Annotated in this window: 15 protein-coding genes; 8 read left to right on the forward strand and 7 right to left on the reverse strand. The window is 68.7% G+C overall.

What is annotated here, in order from left to right; genetic code table 11:
• Window positions 1–3 precede the first annotated feature (3 nt).
• Entirely contained in the window at window positions 4–1584 is a 1581-nt protein-coding gene (locus AC1Q7O_RS21075; RefSeq protein WP_492660393.1) for an MFS transporter, read from the reverse strand.
• Between the two features lie 274 nt (window positions 1585–1858).
• Here AC1Q7O_RS21075 and AC1Q7O_RS21080 point away from each other — a divergent pair, with 274 nt between their 5' ends.
• Window positions 1859–2968 (forward strand): AraC family transcriptional regulator, encoded by a 1110-nt coding sequence (locus AC1Q7O_RS21080; protein WP_492660394.1) that lies wholly within the window; start codon window positions 1859–1861, stop codon window positions 2966–2968.
• Between the two features lie 31 nt (window positions 2969–2999).
• Here AC1Q7O_RS21080 and AC1Q7O_RS21085 read toward each other — a convergent pair whose 3' ends face one another.
• A complete protein-coding gene (locus AC1Q7O_RS21085; protein ID WP_492660395.1) occupies window positions 3000–3134 on the reverse strand; it encodes a hypothetical protein in 135 nt (44 codons plus the stop codon).
• 435 nt (window positions 3135–3569) lie between these two features.
• Here AC1Q7O_RS21085 and AC1Q7O_RS21090 point away from each other — a divergent pair, with 435 nt between their 5' ends.
• Entirely contained in the window at window positions 3570–4610 is a 1041-nt protein-coding gene (locus AC1Q7O_RS21090) for a GSU2403 family nucleotidyltransferase fold protein (protein WP_492660396.1), read from the forward strand.
• A 54-nt stretch (window positions 4611–4664) separates the two neighbouring features.
• Here AC1Q7O_RS21090 and AC1Q7O_RS21095 read toward each other — a convergent pair whose 3' ends face one another.
• On the reverse strand, window positions 4665–5336 hold the full coding sequence (locus tag AC1Q7O_RS21095; protein WP_492660397.1) for a histidine phosphatase family protein: 672 nt from the start codon (window positions 5334–5336) through the stop codon (window positions 4665–4667).
• Between AC1Q7O_RS21095 and AC1Q7O_RS21100 the strand changes: the two genes are divergently transcribed.
• The 3 genes from AC1Q7O_RS21100 to AC1Q7O_RS21110 are packed head-to-tail and all read left to right on the forward strand — an operon-like array spanning window position 5335 to window position 7894.
• Window positions 5335–5847: a GNAT family N-acetyltransferase gene (locus AC1Q7O_RS21100; RefSeq protein WP_492660398.1), complete on the forward strand. Its 513-nt coding sequence runs from the start codon at window positions 5335–5337 to the stop codon at window positions 5845–5847. The genes AC1Q7O_RS21095 and AC1Q7O_RS21100 overlap by 2 nt on opposite strands.
• Window positions 5840–6499 carry an alpha/beta hydrolase gene (locus AC1Q7O_RS21105; protein WP_492660399.1) on the forward strand — a complete coding sequence of 220 codons (660 nt, stop codon included), beginning with the start codon at window positions 5840–5842 and terminating at the stop codon, window positions 6497–6499. Before AC1Q7O_RS21100 ends, AC1Q7O_RS21105 begins: the two co-directional genes overlap by 8 nt.
• 57 nt (window positions 6500–6556) lie before the next feature.
• On the forward strand, window positions 6557–7894 hold the full coding sequence (locus tag AC1Q7O_RS21110; RefSeq protein WP_492660400.1) for a hypothetical protein: 1338 nt from the start codon (window positions 6557–6559) through the stop codon (window positions 7892–7894).
• Here the strand turns inward: AC1Q7O_RS21110 and AC1Q7O_RS21115 are convergent.
• On the reverse strand, window positions 7891–8778 hold the full coding sequence (locus AC1Q7O_RS21115; RefSeq protein ID WP_492660401.1) for a LysR family transcriptional regulator: 888 nt from the start codon (window positions 8776–8778) through the stop codon (window positions 7891–7893). The genes AC1Q7O_RS21110 and AC1Q7O_RS21115 overlap by 4 nt on opposite strands.
• A 343-nt stretch (window positions 8779–9121) precedes the next feature.
• Here AC1Q7O_RS21115 and AC1Q7O_RS21120 point away from each other — a divergent pair, with 343 nt between their 5' ends.
• Entirely contained in the window at window positions 9122–10027 is a 906-nt protein-coding gene (locus AC1Q7O_RS21120) for an MBL fold metallo-hydrolase (RefSeq protein WP_492660403.1), read from the forward strand.
• On the forward strand, window positions 10024–10191 hold the full coding sequence (locus AC1Q7O_RS21125) for a hypothetical protein (protein ID WP_492660404.1): 168 nt from the start codon (window positions 10024–10026) through the stop codon (window positions 10189–10191). The genes AC1Q7O_RS21120 and AC1Q7O_RS21125 overlap by 4 nt, the downstream gene beginning before the upstream one ends.
• A gap of 3 nt (window positions 10192–10194) precedes the next feature.
• Here AC1Q7O_RS21125 and AC1Q7O_RS21130 read toward each other — a convergent pair whose 3' ends face one another.
• From AC1Q7O_RS21130 to AC1Q7O_RS21140, 3 genes are all read right to left on the reverse strand, one after another.
• Window positions 10195–10476, reverse strand: coding sequence for an AbiEi antitoxin N-terminal domain-containing protein (locus tag AC1Q7O_RS21130; protein ID WP_492660405.1), 282 nt, complete (start codon window positions 10474–10476; stop codon window positions 10195–10197).
• Window positions 10477–10735: 259 nt separating this feature from the next.
• The gene (locus AC1Q7O_RS21135; RefSeq protein ID WP_492660406.1) at window positions 10736–12718 is read right to left on the reverse strand and encodes a rhamnogalacturonan lyase; all 1983 of its coding nucleotides are present in this window, start codon (window positions 12716–12718) and stop codon (window positions 10736–10738) included.
• 32 nt (window positions 12719–12750) lie between these two features.
• Entirely contained in the window at window positions 12751–14619 is a 1869-nt protein-coding gene (locus AC1Q7O_RS21140; RefSeq protein WP_492660407.1) for a polysaccharide lyase family protein, read from the reverse strand.
• A gap of 388 nt (window positions 14620–15007) precedes the next feature.
• Here AC1Q7O_RS21140 and AC1Q7O_RS21145 point away from each other — a divergent pair, with 388 nt between their 5' ends.
• Window positions 15008–16651 carry a GH35 family beta-galactosidase gene (locus AC1Q7O_RS21145; RefSeq protein WP_492660408.1) on the forward strand — a complete coding sequence of 548 codons (1644 nt, stop codon included), beginning with the start codon at window positions 15008–15010 and terminating at the stop codon, window positions 16649–16651.
• Window positions 16652–16789: the final 138 nt, after the last annotated feature.

The following is a 16789-nucleotide window of genomic DNA, read 5'->3' on the forward strand; positions in this document are numbered from 1 at the left end:
GTTTCAGGGGCGGGCGGCGGACTGGCGGCGCAGTCCGCGGATGGCGAGTACCGTGAGCCAGGCCAACATGGCCGCGGCCAATGCCGCCGTGCTGGCGAACAGGTCGTCGTACGCCAGCACGACGGATTCGCGGCCGACCTGCTGGTGCAGCAGCGCCAGGCCTTGCTGGGCGCGCGCCGTGGGGTCGGTGACGAAGCGGGCCACCGAGCCCGCGAGCTGGCCCAGGCGCTGGGCCACGAGGGGGTCGCCGATGCCCAGGCGTTCGACGATCGCCGCGTAGTGGAAGGACTGCCGCCGGGCGACCCAGGTGGCGACCCAGGCCGAACCGAGCAGGCTGCCCATGAACTGCGCGGCGCTGAAGGCGGCCAGGAAGCTCACGAGCCGGCGCCCGCCGTCCTCGATGACCGGGCCGAAGCCCTGCAGCAGCGACGCGGAGAAGAACAGGCCCAGGCCGACGGCCAGCAGGGTCTGGCTGACGTAGAACTGCTCGGGGCGGCTCAGCGCGGTGGCGCGGCTGTCCATCCACGCGGCACACAGCACCAGGGCCACAGCGACCACCGACAGCAGCGGCACGCGGCGCCTGAGCGCCATGACGGCCGCCAGCACGAAGCCGGCCAGCAGGCCCGCGCTGGCCAGGGCGAAGAGGCCTTGCATCTGCACGTTGGACTGGCCGAGCGCCGACATCAGCCCCACCACGCCCACCGTCTGCTCCGACAGCACGATGCGGAACAGCAGCACGGCCAGCACGAAGCGCAGCATGTCGGGGCGGGCCAGCCAGCGCAGGTCGAGCAGCGGGTTGCTGCGGTTGAGGTCGACGAGGACGTACAGCGCCAGGCAGGCCATGCCGAGGGCCAGGCACACGCCGAGCCAGGGCGCGTCGGTCCACCAGGCGAGGCGGCCTTGCGAGACGGTCACGCACAGCAGGGCCAGGCCGGTGGCGTAGAGCAGGAAGGGCAGCAGGTCGCCGGCCTCGAAGGCGGGCTGGCGGGGCTGCGGCTTCAAGGGCAGCGCGTGGATGGCCGCGACGCTCACCGCGGCCAGGGCCACGTCCAGCAGGAACAGGCCGTGCCAGCGCCCGGCCGCCAGCAGGTCGGGCGAGATCACGCGGCTCAGCGGCCCCGGCAGCTGCAGGCAGGCAAAGCCGATCAGCAGCGCCAGCGGCGCCAGCTTCTGCGGCAGCGCCTCCATCATGTAGAACACCGCCAGCGTGCTCAGTGGCGCGGCGGCTAGGCCCAGCGCCGCGCGCACCGCGACCGCCGAGCCGAGCGTGTCCGTCAGCAGATGCAGCGCGCTGATCGCCAGGAACAGCCACAGGCTGGCCACCGTGAACGCGCGCAGCCCGAAATGCAGGCGCATCTTCGTCACCAGCAGGGTGGCCCACATCGCCGTCGCAAAGTAGGCCGTGGTGAGCCAGCTGGCCTCGGCGGCGGTGGCCCCCAGCGAGCCCTGGATGTCTCCCAGGTTGTTGGTGACCAGATAGAGACCGAAACCCTGGGTCAGCGCGAGCAGCACGGCCGCCGCCGCGCGCACGAGCGGCCGGGCTGTCGGGGCGGGCAGTGCCGTGGCGGCGGGGTCAGGGTTCATGGCGGTACATCCAGGGTGGTCCGTGGTCCGGTGGGCCGGCGTTTGCGGCACGGCCTGCACCGGCGGCGGGTGCCGACGGCTTCACGTGGGTGCAGGACGGTCTGCTTGCGCGGGCTTGCGCAGCACGAAAGGAATTCTGTTCAGGCAGGCACCGCGCACAAAGTCAGACTCGGACAGCCCGCGCATCGGATCGGACAAGTTCGCGGGCCTCACCGCGCCGGGTCGTCACGGCGGGCACTTAACATCCTTCGCTGGTCCCAACCTGCCCGGTGCCATGCCCATCGCCCCTCGTCCTGCCGCCAAGCAGGTACCGCCCGCTCCCGGCTTCCCGGTCCATGTCGCGGCCCGGCAGCGCGAGAAGATCTACGCGCCGTTGAAGATCCTGAGCGTCGTGCGGGCTCTGGCCGAGTGCGGCGTGGCCGGCGATGCCGCGCTGGCGGACACCGGCCTCAGCCTCGATCAGATCCGCGACCCCGACGTCCTGACCTCCGTGCAGCAGCTGCTGACCGTCGGGCGCAACGCGGTCCGGCTCTGTCCCGACCCACTGCTCGGCCTGTTCGCCGGCCAACGCATGCATGTCAGCAGTTATGGGCTGTACGGCTACGCGATGCTGTGCGCGAACACCATGCGCCAGGGCTTCGAAATGGCGCTGCGCTACCAGGACCTGGGCACGCCCGTGATGCCGATGAACTTGCTGGAGGAGGGCAGCGTGGCGATCTGGCAGCTGCCCCGCCATGAGGACGTGGCGGTGCTCGGCCTGAGCGCCGCGGAGTACGCCTGCTTCCTGGACATGCAGTTCGCGATCACGCTCACCCTCGTCAAGGATGTGATGGGCCCGTGGTGCGTGCCGACCGAGGTGCTGTACGCGCTGCCGCAGCCCCCCCATGCCGAGGAAATGGCGCGCATGCTGGAGTGCCCCGTACGCTTCGGCCAGGACGTGAACCAGCTGCACTACCCGCGCGCCTGGCTGGAGCGCGCGCCGCACATGGCCAACCCGATCACTGCCGCGCAGATGTCGGAGACCTGCGAGCGCCTGATGACGCAGATCTCGTGGCAGGCGGGGCTGACGCGCCGGGTGTACGAGGAGCTCACGCGCACACCCGGGCGGTTTGCGAGCATCGAGGCCGTCGCGGCATCGCTGTGCATGACCTCGCGGACGCTCAGGCGCAGGCTGAGCGCCGAGGGCACGTCATTCAGCGAGCTGCTGGCGCGTGTGCGCCACGCGCTGGCGCTGGACTATCTGCGCACGACCCAGCTGTCGGTCGAGGACATCGCCGCCGCGCTGGGCTTCAGCGACGCCAGCAGCTTCAGGCACGCATTCAAGCGCTGGTCGGGCAAGTCACCGCTGGAGTGGCGCACCAACCCGGGCCGCGTGGCACCGTGAGGGCGATGGCAGGAGAGCCATGACGGCGCCGTCAGGCGTGCGTGGCCAGTTCCCTCGTCTCCGCGGTGTCCAGGTGCGGCAGCGTGTTGAAGGTCGCGAGGCGATGCTGCTTGCGGTTGAGCTCGAACTCGGTCGCATGTCGACCGAGCACCAATCTGTACAACACGCGGCCTCAATGGCTCGTTGACGCCCATGAAGGGCTGGACCGCGCGGTCGCTGAAGCCTGCGGCTGGTCTGACTACGCCTCGGAAGTGCCGGATGAGGAGGCACTGCGGAGGTTGCTCCTGTTGAATGCAGAGCGCACCTCATTTGAGACAGACAGCCAGCTGACTGTGCCGTTTGCAGGGTGCACTCGCAGTCCCGTCGCAATGAAGCAAAAAGGTTGAGCACCAACTCCAGCACGGCCGAGTTGCGCAGCCGCAGGTTCAGATCAAGCAGGAGATGGCTGCCATTGCGGCTGAGTCGGCGGTAGATCTGCTGACAAGGGGCATGCAAGCGTGCAGCATGCGCTGTTGCGCTGGGAGCGAACAGCCTGGGAAGCTTCTTCAAGTCGCGAGACCGCGCCTCTATACTACTATTATAAAAAAGGTAGTATACGAACATGTTCGTCGATCACAGCGTTGCCGCCCAAGCCGCGTACTCGTCGGTGCTCTCGGCAACACGCATGGCCCAGCTGAATCGATCGCCAGCAGACTTGCCGGGCGGATTCTCATCCAAGCAAGTCCACGGCAAGCAGTACTGGTACTACCAACGCAAAGGCCCCGCAGGCCTGGAGCAAATCTATGTCGGCCCCGACGATGAGTCGACACGCGCCCTCATTGAAGCGTCTCGCAATGAAACTGCGAGCGCCCATCAAGAGCACTTGCGCAAACTCGCCAATGCCGCCGCGGCCCTGGGCTGCTACACCGTCGCTCCCAAGCACTTCCGGGTATTGAAGCGCCTTGCGGACCACGGCGTGTTCTCCGCCGGAGCTCTCTTGGTTGGCACGCACGCCTTCTTGGCGTACCAGAATGTCCTGGGCGTACTCTGGGGAGACCCGGGCCAGACGGTTGACTTGGACTTCGCGCACGCCGGCCGCAACTTGTCGCTTGCGTTGGCACCCGATGCCCGTGTCGACGCGCACTCGGCCATCGATTCACTGCAGATGGGCTTCGTGCCGGTGAACTCGGGCACGCGCTACATCAAGCCGGACGAACCCGATTTCGATCTGGACTGGCTGACTTCAAGAACCCGCGCCGGCGATGAGCCGGTTGCGTGCCCCGCGCTGAACGTGACCTTGCAGCCGCTACGCTTCATGGAGCTCGCGCTTGAGGCGCCCATCCCCGCAGCCCTGCTGGGCAGCACCTCGGCAATCGTCGTCAACCTGCCAACCCCGGCTGCCTACGCAGTAGGAAAACTGCTGGTCGCGGCGGAACGCACCGGGGACAGCCGGTCCAAGACGAAGAAGGACATCGCCCAGGCCGCGGCGCTCATTGACTACTTCATCCAGCGCGATCCCGACACCATTGTGGAAATGGTTGAGCAGACTCGCGCACGGGGCCCTGCGTGGCGCAAAGCGCTGGATGTGGGACTCGCCCAGGTTGGCCGGGCTTGGCCTGCCGCCGCGGCGGCGCTGGCACAGGCGACCTCAGGCCACAAGTAGACGTCTTCCCCCAGCCCGCCGGGGAAGCATGCAGAGCCTAGGCGGACCGGGCCGTCAGGCGTGCGTGGCCAGCTCTCTCGTCTCTGCGGTGTCCAGGTGCGGCAGCGTGTTGAAGGTCACGAGGTGATGCCGCTTCGGGTTGAACACGAACTCGGTGACGGCCGCGTTGCGCAGCCGCAGGTTCAGCTCCACGACGCTCTCCGCCGGGCAGGCCAGCACCTGGCCCACGGCGGTGGAGATGGGGCCGCCGCTGGAGACGATGAGCACCTGTTTGCCAACGCCCAGCGCCAGCACGCGGGCCAGCGCGTCGGCCACGCCGGCGGCAAAGTCGGCGTGCATGGGCATGCCCGCGGGGGCCGTCTCGCCGTGCATCCAGGCCAGCAGGCCCGTGCGCAGCAGCCGGAAATGCTGCTTGACCGACTCGGCATCGGTGGGCTTGCCCAGCGGCCCCGGGTGGACGGCGCGCACGATGGCCTCGCTGTCGTACTCGTTCAGGCCCGGCAGCGCAACGGCCGGCAGGTCGTCGCCGAAGCCCTCGACGATGCCTGCCAGCGACTGCGCATGCCGGCGCAGCGTGCCGGTGAACACGGCGTCGAAGCGCTGGCCGCGTGCACGCCAGTAGGCGCCCAGCAGCCGGCATTGCTCATGGCCGCGGGGGCTGAGCTGGTCGTAGTCGGCCGCGCCGAAACTGGCCTGGCCGTGGCGAACGAGGTAGAGGCTTCCCATGGCCACCATCATCAGCCGGCGCGGCGCCGCCGGCTGTCGCGACAATGACGGCATGTCACACCTGCGCCAAGCCACCCGCGACGACACCGCCGAACTCTGGCGCGTGCGCTACGCCGTCACCGAGAACACGCTGACGCCGGGCCGCATCTCCGACGCCGAGCTGCATGCCTACCTGGAGGAGCTGGGCCGCGGCTGGGTCGTCGAGCTTGAGCCCGCGCCGAACCTGAAGATCGCCGGCTTCGCCATCGCCGACGCGCGCGACGGCCACATCTGGGCCATGTTCGTGGACCCGGCGCTGCACGGCCGGGGCTACGGCCGGCAGCTGCACGACGTCATGGTGGGCTGGCTGTTCGCGCAGGGCCATGAGCGGCTGGACCTGGGCACGCAGCCCGGCTCACGGGCCGAGGCCTTCTACCGCCGCGCCGGCTGGCGCCCCCTCGGCGACGGCGTGGACGCGCACGGCGACAGGTCGTTCGAATTGCTGAAAAAGGACTGGAACCCCCATGCTTGAGACCCACGTCATCGAGACCGCCCCCAACCCGCGCACGACGATCATCGTGCTGCACGGCCTGGGCGCCGACGGCTACGACTTCGTGCCCATCTGCGGCGAGCTGGACCTGGCGGCACTGGGCTCGGTGCGCTACGTGTTCCCGCACGCGCCGCAGCGGCCGGTGACGATCAACGGCGGCTACGTGATGCGCGCCTGGTACGACATCCGCGTCACCGACCTGGTGCGCGAGGAGGACGAGGGCGGGCTGCGCGAGTCGTGCGCGCAGATCAGCGCCCTCATCGACGCCGAGCGGGCCCGCGGCGTGCCGGCTAACCGCATCGTGCTGATGGGCTTCTCGCAAGGCTGCGCGATGACGCTGATGACGGCGCTGCGCTACCCCGAGCGGCTGGGCGGCGCCGTGGGCATGTCGGGCTACCTGCCGCTGGCCGCGACGACGGCTGCCGAGCGCCATGCCGCCAACGCGCACCTGCCCCTCTTCCTGGCCCACGGCACGCAGGACCCCATCGTGCCGCCGGCCCGCGGCGCCGCCAGCCGCGACGCGCTGCGCGCGCTGGGCCATGACGTCGAATGGCACGACTACCCGATGCCGCACTCGGTGTGCGCCGAGGAGATCGAGGCGATCAACGCCTGGCTGCTGAAGCAACTGGCCTGACTTCAGCCCGCTGTTCGCGGCGCCGCAGGCGCAGCGCTGGGCGAAGATCAACAAGTCATGGAGCGCCTGCCCGAACAGATCGTCGACTGGCACAACCGCCACCCCCTCGCCCGCCGCATCGGCGTGGGCGACGTGCACACGGTGGGCGTCGTCGCCCTGCCCTTCGTGCGCGCGACGGCGCAGGCGGGCGGCTTTGCCGAGCCGGTGCTGACGGACGCGGTCAGCGCGTTCGACGAGCTGCACGGCTCGCCGCCGGTGTCGCGCGGCACGGTGTGGCTGCAGCGGCTGCAGGCACTGCCCGCGCGGCTCGCCGGGCTGCTGCCGGGGCGCCAGCCGCGCACGCAGTGGCGGGCCTTCAGCGAGAAGTTCCTACCGGGGCTGGGCGTCGGCCGCATCGAGCGCTTCGCGCTGGCCCACGGTTTTGCCGAGCCGCCCGCGACGCCCGAGTCCCAGCCCTGGCGCGTCATCGTCATCGACGAGAAGCTGGCCAGCACCCACGGCGGCTGGCCGTTCGAGCTGTACCTGATGAGCGCTGGCATCGACGTGGGCAGCGCGCGCACACGCGTGCTGTGCGGCCGCGGCATCCCGTCGCAGATCATCGGCCGGCGCCTGTGGGATCCGCGGCGCGTGGCGATCGCCGCCGCGGTGGCCGCCCTGCTGGGCGCCGTGGCGGCCTGGGCGCTGTGGCCACGCCACGCGGCCGAGCCGCTGCCTGCCCCGGTGGTCGCCGCCTCGGCACCGGCCGCGGAGGCGCCGCCGGTGGGGCCGGCAGCACCGGCTTCGGCGGCCAGTGCGGCGGAGGCCGCCTCCGCGCCTGACGCCGCCTCAGACTCGCAGGCGACGGTGCCTGCTACGGTGCCCCTGCCCGCGGCGTCACTGCCCGCGGCGTCACTGCCCGAGCCGGGCGCGAGCGGCGCCTCGCAACCCGACATCCGCCCGCGCCTGGTCGAGCGCGCCGATGGCGTCGCCCGGCCGCCGCTGCGCGCCGACAAGCCGGTGCAGCCGCCGGCCACCGAGGCGGCGGGCAAGGTGCCGGAAAAACCGGGTACCAGCCCCGCTGAGAAATCCCCCGAAAAGGCCGGGCAAAAGGCGGCCGAGAAACCCGCCGAGCCCGTCGACCCGCGCCTGGTGCGCATGGCCGAGTCGCCCGCCAAGATCGCGGTGGCACTGGTGGGCCCGCCGGGCAGCAAGGCCGACGCCGAGGCGCTGCTGAAGAAGATGAAGGACGGCTTGAAGGGCGTGCACGGCAACCCCGACGCGCTGCAGGCCGACGTCATCCAGACGCCCGAGGGCTGGCGCGCCACGGTCTGGCCCTTCCCCAGCCGTGAGCAGGCCCAGCTCATCAACGCCACGCTGGTGGCGCGCGGGCTGAAGACCAAGGCCGTCAACTTCTAGGCCGGCGCGCCGAACCGCTCGGCCAGGAAGTCCAGCAGCAGCCGCAGCGCCAGCGGCTGGTACTGCCGCGACAGGTAGACGCCGTGGATGCCATGCGACTCGGGCTCGCAACCCGGCAGCACGCGCACCAGGCGGCCCGCGCGCAGGTCGTCGTCGACGAGGTAGTCCGGCAGGATGGCCAGGCCCGCGCCGGCCAGCACGGCGCGGTGCATGACGCCCGCGTCGTTGCTCTGCAGCACCGAGCGCACCGGCACCCGCAGCCACTGGCCGGCCTGCTGCAGCGCGTAGTCGCTGCGGTTGACGTAAGCATGCGTCACGCAGCGGTGCTGGCGCAGGTCCTCGGGCGTCTGCAGCGGCGGCGCGCCGGCGAGGTAGCCGGGCGTGGCGCACAGCACCGAGTTGAAGCGCCCCAGCGGCCGCGCCACCAGACCCGGGTCCAGCTGGTTGCTGATGCGCACGGCCAGGTCGATGCGCTCCTCGACGAGGTTGACGGCGCGCTCCAGCACGACGAGCTCCACCTCGCAGTCAGGGTGCCGGGCCAGGAAGTCGGCCACCGCCGCGGCCAGCCGTGCCTGCGCCAGCGAGGCGCTGGCCGTCACGCGCAGCCGGCCGCGCGGCGCCAGCTGCTGCTCACCGGCGGCGGCCTCGGCCTCGCGGGCCAGCTCCAGCATCTGCCGGCAGCGCAGCAGCGCGCCGCCACCCGCCTCGGTGAGGCTGACACGCCGCGTGGTGCGCTGCAGCAGCCGCGCGCCCAGCCAGCGCTCCACGCTCTCCAGGTAGCGCGACACCATCGCCCGCGACATGTCCAGCGCGTCGGCCGCCTGCGTCAGGCTGCCACGCTCGGCCACCTCCACGAACACCTGCATCGCGATCAGGCGGTCCATGGTCCTAGAAGCGGCAGTTGAGCAGGCCCGAGGGCGCGCCGAGGCGGGCGGCTGGCAAGGCGCGACGACGACGTGGGCTCATGCCCACGAGAAGGAGCAACGCAGCCAGCGGCCCGAAGCGGCGGGCCAGCGGGCCTGCAGCGCTGCTGCCCGACGTGGTGGACGTGGCACCGTGAGCAAGGTCTTGATGCATTGAGACTTTCGATCAGTAGCAAGCGGTCGACTGCCGCTTCTAGGACATTTGCTCGATCTGGTTGACAAAGCATCGACTCTAGCGGCGTTTATTCATTCAACCAGCGCAAATAGAGTGCAAGTCATTCCTTCCACCTCTCCAAGGACCGCCATGAACCCCCTCAAGACGCTGCGCCGCTTCGCCCTGCCGCTGGCCGCGCTCACGCTGGGCGTCACCGACGCCGGCGCCCAGGCCGCCGCACCTGCCGCCACCCCGGCGCCGCTGACGCTGCAGGTCTACAACGCCGACGCCGGCAGCTTCCACGTCAACGCGGTGCTCGTCAGCGGCAAGACCGACGCCGTGCTGCTGGACACCGGCTTCACGCGCGCCGACGCGCTGCGCATCGCCGCCCTGGTGCTGGACAGCAAGAAGACGCTGACCACCATCTACATCAGCCAGGCCGACCCGGACTTCTACTTCGGCATCGGCGTGCTGAAGGCCTTCTTCCCGCAGGCCCGCGTCGTCGCGACCGCGCCGACGCTGAAGAAGATCGAAGCCACGCTGCCGACCAAGCTGCAGGTGTGGGGCCCGCGCCTGGGCGCCAACGCGCCGCAGGCCGTGCCGCTGCCCGAGGCGCTGGCCACGCCGGTCATCGAGCTGGAGGGCGAGAAGCTGGAGATCCGCGGTCTGGACGACACGCTGGCGCACCGCAGCTATGTCTGGATCCCGTCTCTGCGCACCATCGCCGGTGGCGTCAACGTGTTTGCCGGCCTGCATGTGTGGACGGCCGACACGCCGACCGTGCAGGAGCGTGCCGCCTGGCGCGACAAGCTGTCGGCCATGGCCGCGCTGCAGCCGCTGCGCGTCATCCCCGGCCACAGCCGCGCCGGCACGCCGCAGGACGCCACGCAGATCCGCTGGACGCAGGACTACCTCGCCCGCTTCGAGACCGAACTGCCCAAGGCCGCCAACGCCGCGGCGCTGATCGGCACGCTGCAGCAGGCCTACCCGGACGCGGGCCTCGGCATCGCGCTGGACATCGGCGCCAAGGTCAACAAGGGGGAGATGAAGTGGTGACCCGGCTGCACTACGTGCACGACCCCTTGTGCGGCTGGTGCTGGGCGGCGTCGCCGCTGGTGCAGGCCGCCCGCGAGCTGGTGCCGGTCCAGGCCCACGCGGGCGGGCTGTTCATGGACGACGCCCGCCGCTCCATGGGCGCCGAGTGGCGCGCCGATCTTTGACGGCTAGGTGTGCCGCACGCCTCGCCAGGCAAGCGCAGTCTTCCCACCCACATGCAGGCCCGGTATCAATTCCGCCAAGCGGGCCAAGCTGGCATCACGGCCCAACTGGTCCCCCGGGAGGATGTAGAAACCGTGCCCGAGGCGCTCAAGCCAGCCATCCTGCGCAAGCCTTGACACCTGCTTTGCGGTCAAGCCGCGCGCCTGCAGCCAGGTGGTCGGCATGGGCAAACCTCGCGGCACCTCCGCCAGGAGTTCTCGGAATACAAAAGATGGCAAGGCTCCCATCTGGAGGGGATTTTATGGATTTTTCTATTCCGACGCCACACTAAATCGGTCGGCAAGCCGGATCTTGAGTTCCCATCGTCGCCTGCTCGAATGCATATAAATATTGTCGATATTCCCGCTACACGGCTGATACGAAACCTTTTCTATTCCGCTAGTCAAGGTCTTACGCCGTCGACACTGCGCCTGCTGGCCGGCCCTCGAACGAGCTGGTCCTACGGGACCGATTTTTCTGCCGCGCCAGTGCCATCGGGATGCACGTTCACTTCGGTGCTGTCCAGCGACGCGCAACGATCTTCGCCACCGGCGGCTCCTTCATGCCGGCACCGATGAAGAAGCTCGGATACGGCGGCTGGTTGTAGGCGGTGTTCTGCCAGGCGATGGCGACGCGGTACTGCGCGTCGTGCATCAGCGTGAAGAGGCGCCGGTCGGTGGGATGGGGCGTCGTGTAGATGCGCAGGAACTTCTCGTCCGGCGTGTGCCACACGACTTCTTCGCGCCAGTCGCCGAACAGGTCGGCTGACACGACGGGCACGTTCTTCGTGCCGCTGGTGTGCGTCGCGCCGGTCGCCTCCAGCAGCGTGCGCGACGTGCCTGCCAGCCAGTCCCACTTGGTAATGCGGTTCTTGTCGAACATCTCGCGCAGGTCGTCGCCATCCCACCAGACGAAGAAGCTCAGCTCCCTGGGCCGCTTGACGCCGTCAATGGGCTTGCCCTGCGCGGTGTACAGCGCGTCCTGGTTGGTGGCCCAGGCCTCGGCGCCGGGGAAGCGCGGGTCGATGTCGGCGGCGACGCCGCGGCCGGTGTCCTTGTCCGCCGGCGTGCTCCACAGCACCTTGCCCGTGCGTGCGTCCAGCATGGCCGCGCCGATGCCTCCGTTGCGCCCTACCACCTCGTGGGCGCCGAATTTCTCCAGGCCCGGGTGGCCCGGGTCCAGGTCGCTGACGGCCATCGCGTCGCCGTGCAGTAGGCCGGAACTCCACAGCCCCTTGCCGTCGCTGCCGACGACCATCGAGCCGTAGATGACTTCGTCCCGGCCGTCGCCGTCCACGTCGGCCACGCTGAGCTGGTGGTTGCCCTGGCCGCCGAAGGCCTCGTTGCCCGGCTCGGTGCTGTCGAAGGTCCAGCGTTTGGTCAGCCTGCCGTCGCGCCAATCCCAGGCGGCCAGCGTCGTGTGCGCGTAGTAGCCGCGGGCCATGACGATGCTGGGGCGCTCGCCGTCGAGATAGGCCGTGCCGGCCAGGAAACGGTCGGAGCGGTTGGCGTAGCCGTCGCCCCAGACCTCCTTCATCTGCGCGGCCGTCGGCGCGTCGGTGCGGGGGGCGCGCGCCGGCCAGTAGGGTTCGCTGGCCAGCGCCTCGCCGGTCGCGCCGTCGAAGATCGTCAGGAACTCGGGGCCCTTCAGGATGCGGCCCTGCAGCGGCGCGACCAGCGTGCCGTCGGGCTGCGGCTTGCCGCCGGTGCGGTCGGTGGACGGCACCTCGCCGCCGGTTTCGCGCCAGTCGGCGTTCGCGTCGCCCAGGACCTGACCGGTGCCGTCGACCGTGCCGTCGCTGGTGCGCACGGCCAGTTCGGCACGGCCGTCGCCGTCGTAGTCGAAGACCTGGAACTGCGTGTAGTGCGCGCCGGCGCGGATGTTTTTGCCGAGGTCGATGCGCCACAGCCGCTGGCCGTCCAGCGTGTAGGCATCGAGGTAGACCGGACCGGTGTAGCCGTGGAAGGCGTTGTCCTTGGCGTTGGTCGGGTCCCACTTCAGGATGATCTCGTAACGGCCGTCACCGTCCAGGTCCGCGACGCTGGCCTCGTGGGCCGTGTAGGTGTAGGCCTCGCCGGCCGGCGTAACGCCGCCCTCGGGCTGCTGGATGGGGATGCTGAGATAGCCCTCGGCCCAGACCTTGACCGGTGCCGTGCGCTCGATGTCGCGGCCGTTGATGCGGGTGCGCACCACATAGGTCGACTGCGGCGTGCCGGCCTTGTCGACGAAGTTGGTGCCGCCGCCCAGCGGCTTCGCATTGAGCTTGCGGCCGTCGCGGTAGACGTCGAACGTCGTCTTCGGCGCGTCGGTGGCGAGCAGGCGCCAGCTGACGAGCACGCCGCCGTCGATGGCCGGCACCGCGACGGCGCCGCGGTCCAGCGCCTCCAGCCACTTAGGCGCGGCGGTGGCGTTGCAGGCGGCGAGCAGGCCGAGGGTGGCGCCGCCCGCCAGCAGTGTCTGGCGAAGACGGGCTTTGAATGTTCTGGTCATCGTTGAATCTTTGGTGGGTCTGGGCTTGAGGGTCATGGCGCCAACGTCGTGCCAGCGGCTTCCAGACGCAGGTAGTCGTACTGCGTCGTGCCACTCTTGCCCTTGGCAAACACTTGCGACAGGGAAATGGCATTAGCGCCTTGCTTCAGCAGGCCGCCAGGGATCTCGATCCGCGTCTCCGCAAAGGCACCATGGCTACCCAGGCGCACCGGTGCATGGCTGGGTTGCGGAGCCTTGTAGGTGGCGACCTGCGTGCCGTTCACTGTGACGACTAAGCTGGCCTGCGTGGACGCCAGTGCGATGTACAGCGACGCCGGCGCGTTCATGGGAGGCGTCGCGGCCAGCGCGAACTTGATCGTCCACGGCGCCGAGCCGAACTGCGCGTAGTGCCAGTCCTTGCGCCAGTCGCTCTTGCCGACGGTGTAGGTCAGGCCCGAGGTCTCGGCAGCGGCCTTCTCGTAGGTGGCCCACTGCGAATAGTTGAACGCACCGTCGTTCAGTTCCTGGGTATCACGATCGGGGATGCCGATCTCCCACAGCGTGGGCGCGACCCGCGGGGGAGACCACGGCACCGCGCCGAGGTCCAACACCTTTCCGGCCTGCACTTCAATGTTCGCGCGCTTGAAGGTGCCGATGTTGCCGGCGCCGAACGCCAGCAGGTGATATGGGCCTGGCAGCACGTGCGGGATGCGGAAGCGGCCGTCGGCGCCGGCCTTGACCCAGAACTGGTAGGTGCGGCCCTGCAGCTGGAAGTCCGTGCCACCGTCATCGGGTGCGAGGCCCACCCAGGCGCCGGCCGATGTAGCGGCGGCATTGCCGCTGTCGCTCACCTGCAATTGGCCGTTGACCTGGCCACGACCCGAGGCCTGGACGTAGTCGGCGTTCTTGAACCACGTGTAAGGCCACGCGGAGCGTTCGGCATCCGCCTGGGCCTGCGCGTCCCGCCACAGCGACTGGGTCACCTGGCTCGTCGAATCGGTCGCGGCGCCCTGGTAACGGTTGGCGTAGACGAAGAAAGGGCCGTAGGTCTTCTTGAAGTCTTTGCCAGCGTCCAGGATCAGCTGTGTGCCGATGCTGTAGTGCGACCCGTTCAGCATGTTCAACAGCGCATGCGTCATGTGCCCCGTCAGTTCCCGCTTCATGGGGCCGCCGTTGTAGTACTCGTGGCTGGGCACGGTCATCCAGATGCCGATGCGCTTGGTCGTGCTGCTCCATCCCCAGACGTTCAGTTCGCCCAGGTCGGCGCTGTAGGAATACTTGCACTCGTACTGGCCGGCGTATGTGCCGGTGGTCAAGCGGGTCACCTCCTTGGGCGCACCCGGCACAGGCACCGAGGCAGCCAGGTCTTCAGCCGTGGGCATCTGTCGCTGCCGCAGCGCGTCCACGCTGAGCCAGTCGAACATCGGGCTGACGTAGGCATTGGAGCGCCACTCGCCGATATCGGTCCGCGGGTAGGACGCCGGGTGGTGCAGCACGGCTGCCGCGTAGTAGCCGTGCGCACCGCGCTTGAGGCTGAAATAGATGTCCACATCCATCGCCGCCTCGCCAGCCTTGCCGGACCAGGGGCTATGGATCTTCACTTCCGCGTAGTCGCCATGGTTGGACGCAGGGTCGACCGTCAGCGTCGACGTGCCCTTAGGGCCGCCATAGGCCGGTGCGTTCCAGCTCCAGTAGAAGCGCCCGCCCTTGTAGCCGTCGCCGAACAGGTTGGTGCCCTGGTAGTTGAACGTGCTGATCGACGCATCCGCCTTGTTGACGCGAATCGAGACGATGCCGTTGTCCAGCACGATGGCCCCGCCTTCATCCTTGAGCGATACATCCGGGCCTTGGCCGTTGCCGCCCCCCGCGACGTTGGCAAGGACGCTGGCCGGCGCCACGCCGGCCAGCGCGGCGAAAAGCATATTCAGCAGTATGGATCGGCAGTTTGCAAACATCATCAATTCGATTCTCAATCGCGACGGATATGCACCCAGGGTCGGATGCATATGATCATTCCGACTATCGAATTCCATCGATCTGGGATTCGCGCTGCATTTAACGGCGACCGGCACGGCCTCGCCTACACGGTATCGCTCAAGGCTCTGCGCGTTTGCTGTGAGCGAGGTGATGAGGCGGCACCCGGACAGCGTTGCCAAATGAATAGATGGCGTCAAACTGGATATATATCCAATTGAAGGGCGGCGCACCCAACATTTATATAGGTCGCGTTTTGCAGTGCAGCTGCAATCAGGGTGCTGATCATTTCGGGCGGCGGATATACAAACAAGCCGTCATGCCTAAACTGGCCGCATGACTGCCAAACGCTTCAAGACAATATCTGCCCTAGCCCTTGCCTTCGCCATGGTGGGCGCCACAGCGCAGGACCAGCCCCATCTGCGCAGGCAGGGCACGGCCACCCAACTGATCGTGCACGGCAAGCCCATGCTCATCCTGGGCGGCGAGTTGGGCAATTCGACGGCGTCGGACCTGAAGTACCTGAATCAGTACTGGCCCACGCTGAAGGCCATCGGCCTGAACACAGTCATCGCCACCATCGAGTGGGACCAGATCGAGCCCAGGGAAGGCAGCTTCGACTTCTCGTCGGTGGACGGTCTGATCCAGCAGGCCGAGGCCAACAACGTCAAGCTGGTGTTGTTGTGGTTCGGCGCATGGAAGAACTCGACCTCGTCCTATGCGCCGCCCTACATCAAGCACGGCTGGCAGAAGTACGCCAAGACGCAGGACGACAAGGGTGTGCCCCAGGACATCCTGAGTCCTTACGACATCGACACGCTCAAGGCGGACCAGCGCGCACTCGGTGCGGTCATGGCCCACGTCAAGAACGTCGACAGGAACCACACGGTCGTCATGGTGCAGGTGGAGAACGAGATCGGCATGCTGCCCGTCGTGCGCGACTACAGCCCGCTCGCACAGCAGGCCTTCAAGGGCCAGGTGCCCCAGGCGCTGACGAACTACCTGCGCAAGAACCAGTCGACGCTGCACCCCTACGTGCGCAACGCCTGGGCCGCGAAGGGAGACAAAGCAGCCGGCACCTGGACGGAGGTGTTCGGGGATGGCGTCGAGGGGCAGGAGATCTTCCAGGCCTGGGGCTTCGCGGTGTTCGCCAACGAGCTGACGAAGGCAGGCAAGGCCGCCTACAACCTGCCCATGTACGTCAACGTCGCGCTCAATCGGCCCGACCAGAAGCCGGGCCAGTACCCGAGTGCCGGCCCGCTGCCCCACCTGTTCGACGTCTGGAAGGCCGCCGGCCCGGACATCGACCTGATCGGCATGGACGTCTACTTTCCGAACTACGTCCAGTGGGCCGACCAGTTCAAGCGCCCGGACAACCCCGTGTTCGTGCCCGAAGCCAATCGCGCCGGCCAGTCGGACGCCGGCGGCAACGCCTTCTACACGCTGGGCGAGCTGGACGGCATCGGCTTCTCGCCCTTTCATATCGAGACCCTGCCCAACTTCGCGACCGATCCGTTGACGGATGCCTACCGCGTGCTGCGCCAGATCGCGCCTGTCGTGCTGGCTCACCAGGGCAAGGGCACGATGCGCGGGTTCAAGGCGCCGCTGAGCTACGAAGGCGTGCTCGACGAAACGCCGAGGAAGATCGAGCTGGGCGGCTTTGCGCTCACGGTGACCATGGTCGACTCGCGCACGCCGAAGAACACGCAGGACATCAAGGCGCACGGCGGCCTGATCATCCAGACCGGCAAAGACGAATTCCTGGCCGCGGGCCGGGGTGTCATCGTCAGGTTCGCCGATGCCGCCGCCATCTCCGGCTACCGCATCGGCATCGAGCAGATCCGCGAGGGCGAGTTCGTGAACGGCGAGTGGGTACCCGGCCGCTGGCTGAACGGCGACGAGAGCGGCCAGGGTCGCTACCTGCGCCTGCCCCCGGAGAAGTTCGGCATCCAGAAGATCAAGGTCTACCGCTACAAGTAGCGCGGCCGGGTCGGCCCGGTTCAACGCCGCTGCGGCCTGACCGCGCAGCGTCCGGCGCTCGTTGGCTGGCGGCCGACTCCGCCGAGACCGGCGCGACGATATTCCGAGGTCATTGCGTGCCACCGGGAAGGCCGCTTC

This window comes from Roseateles sp. GW823-FHT07B05 (assembly GCF_058794515.1).

Coding starts and splice junctions, on each gene's coding strand:
- AC1Q7O_RS21075 (WP_492660393.1), bottom strand. CDS start 1,584: ATGAACCCTGACCCCGCCGCCACGGCACTGCCCGCCCCGACAGCCCGG.
- AC1Q7O_RS21080 (WP_492660394.1), top strand. CDS start 1,859: ATGCCCATCGCCCCTCGTCCTGCCGCCAAGCAGGTACCGCCCGCTCCC.
- AC1Q7O_RS21090 (WP_492660396.1), top strand. CDS start 3,570: ATGTTCGTCGATCACAGCGTTGCCGCCCAAGCCGCGTACTCGTCGGTG.
- AC1Q7O_RS21100 (WP_492660398.1), top strand. CDS start 5,335: ATGGCCACCATCATCAGCCGGCGCGGCGCCGCCGGCTGTCGCGACAAT.
- AC1Q7O_RS21095 (WP_492660397.1), bottom strand. CDS start 5,336: ATGGGAAGCCTCTACCTCGTTCGCCACGGCCAGGCCAGTTTCGGCGCG.
- AC1Q7O_RS21105 (WP_492660399.1), top strand. CDS start 5,840: ATGCTTGAGACCCACGTCATCGAGACCGCCCCCAACCCGCGCACGACG.
- AC1Q7O_RS21110 (WP_492660400.1), top strand. CDS start 6,557: ATGGAGCGCCTGCCCGAACAGATCGTCGACTGGCACAACCGCCACCCC.
- AC1Q7O_RS21115 (WP_492660401.1), bottom strand. CDS start 8,778: ATGGACCGCCTGATCGCGATGCAGGTGTTCGTGGAGGTGGCCGAGCGT.
- AC1Q7O_RS21120 (WP_492660403.1), top strand. CDS start 9,122: ATGAACCCCCTCAAGACGCTGCGCCGCTTCGCCCTGCCGCTGGCCGCG.
- AC1Q7O_RS21130 (WP_492660405.1), bottom strand. CDS start 10,476: ATGGGAGCCTTGCCATCTTTTGTATTCCGAGAACTCCTGGCGGAGGTG.
- AC1Q7O_RS21135 (WP_492660406.1), bottom strand. CDS start 12,718: ATGACCAGAACATTCAAAGCCCGTCTTCGCCAGACACTGCTGGCGGGC.
- AC1Q7O_RS21140 (WP_492660407.1), bottom strand. CDS start 14,619: ATGCTTTTCGCCGCGCTGGCCGGCGTGGCGCCGGCCAGCGTCCTTGCC.
- AC1Q7O_RS21145 (WP_492660408.1), top strand. CDS start 15,008: ATGACTGCCAAACGCTTCAAGACAATATCTGCCCTAGCCCTTGCCTTC.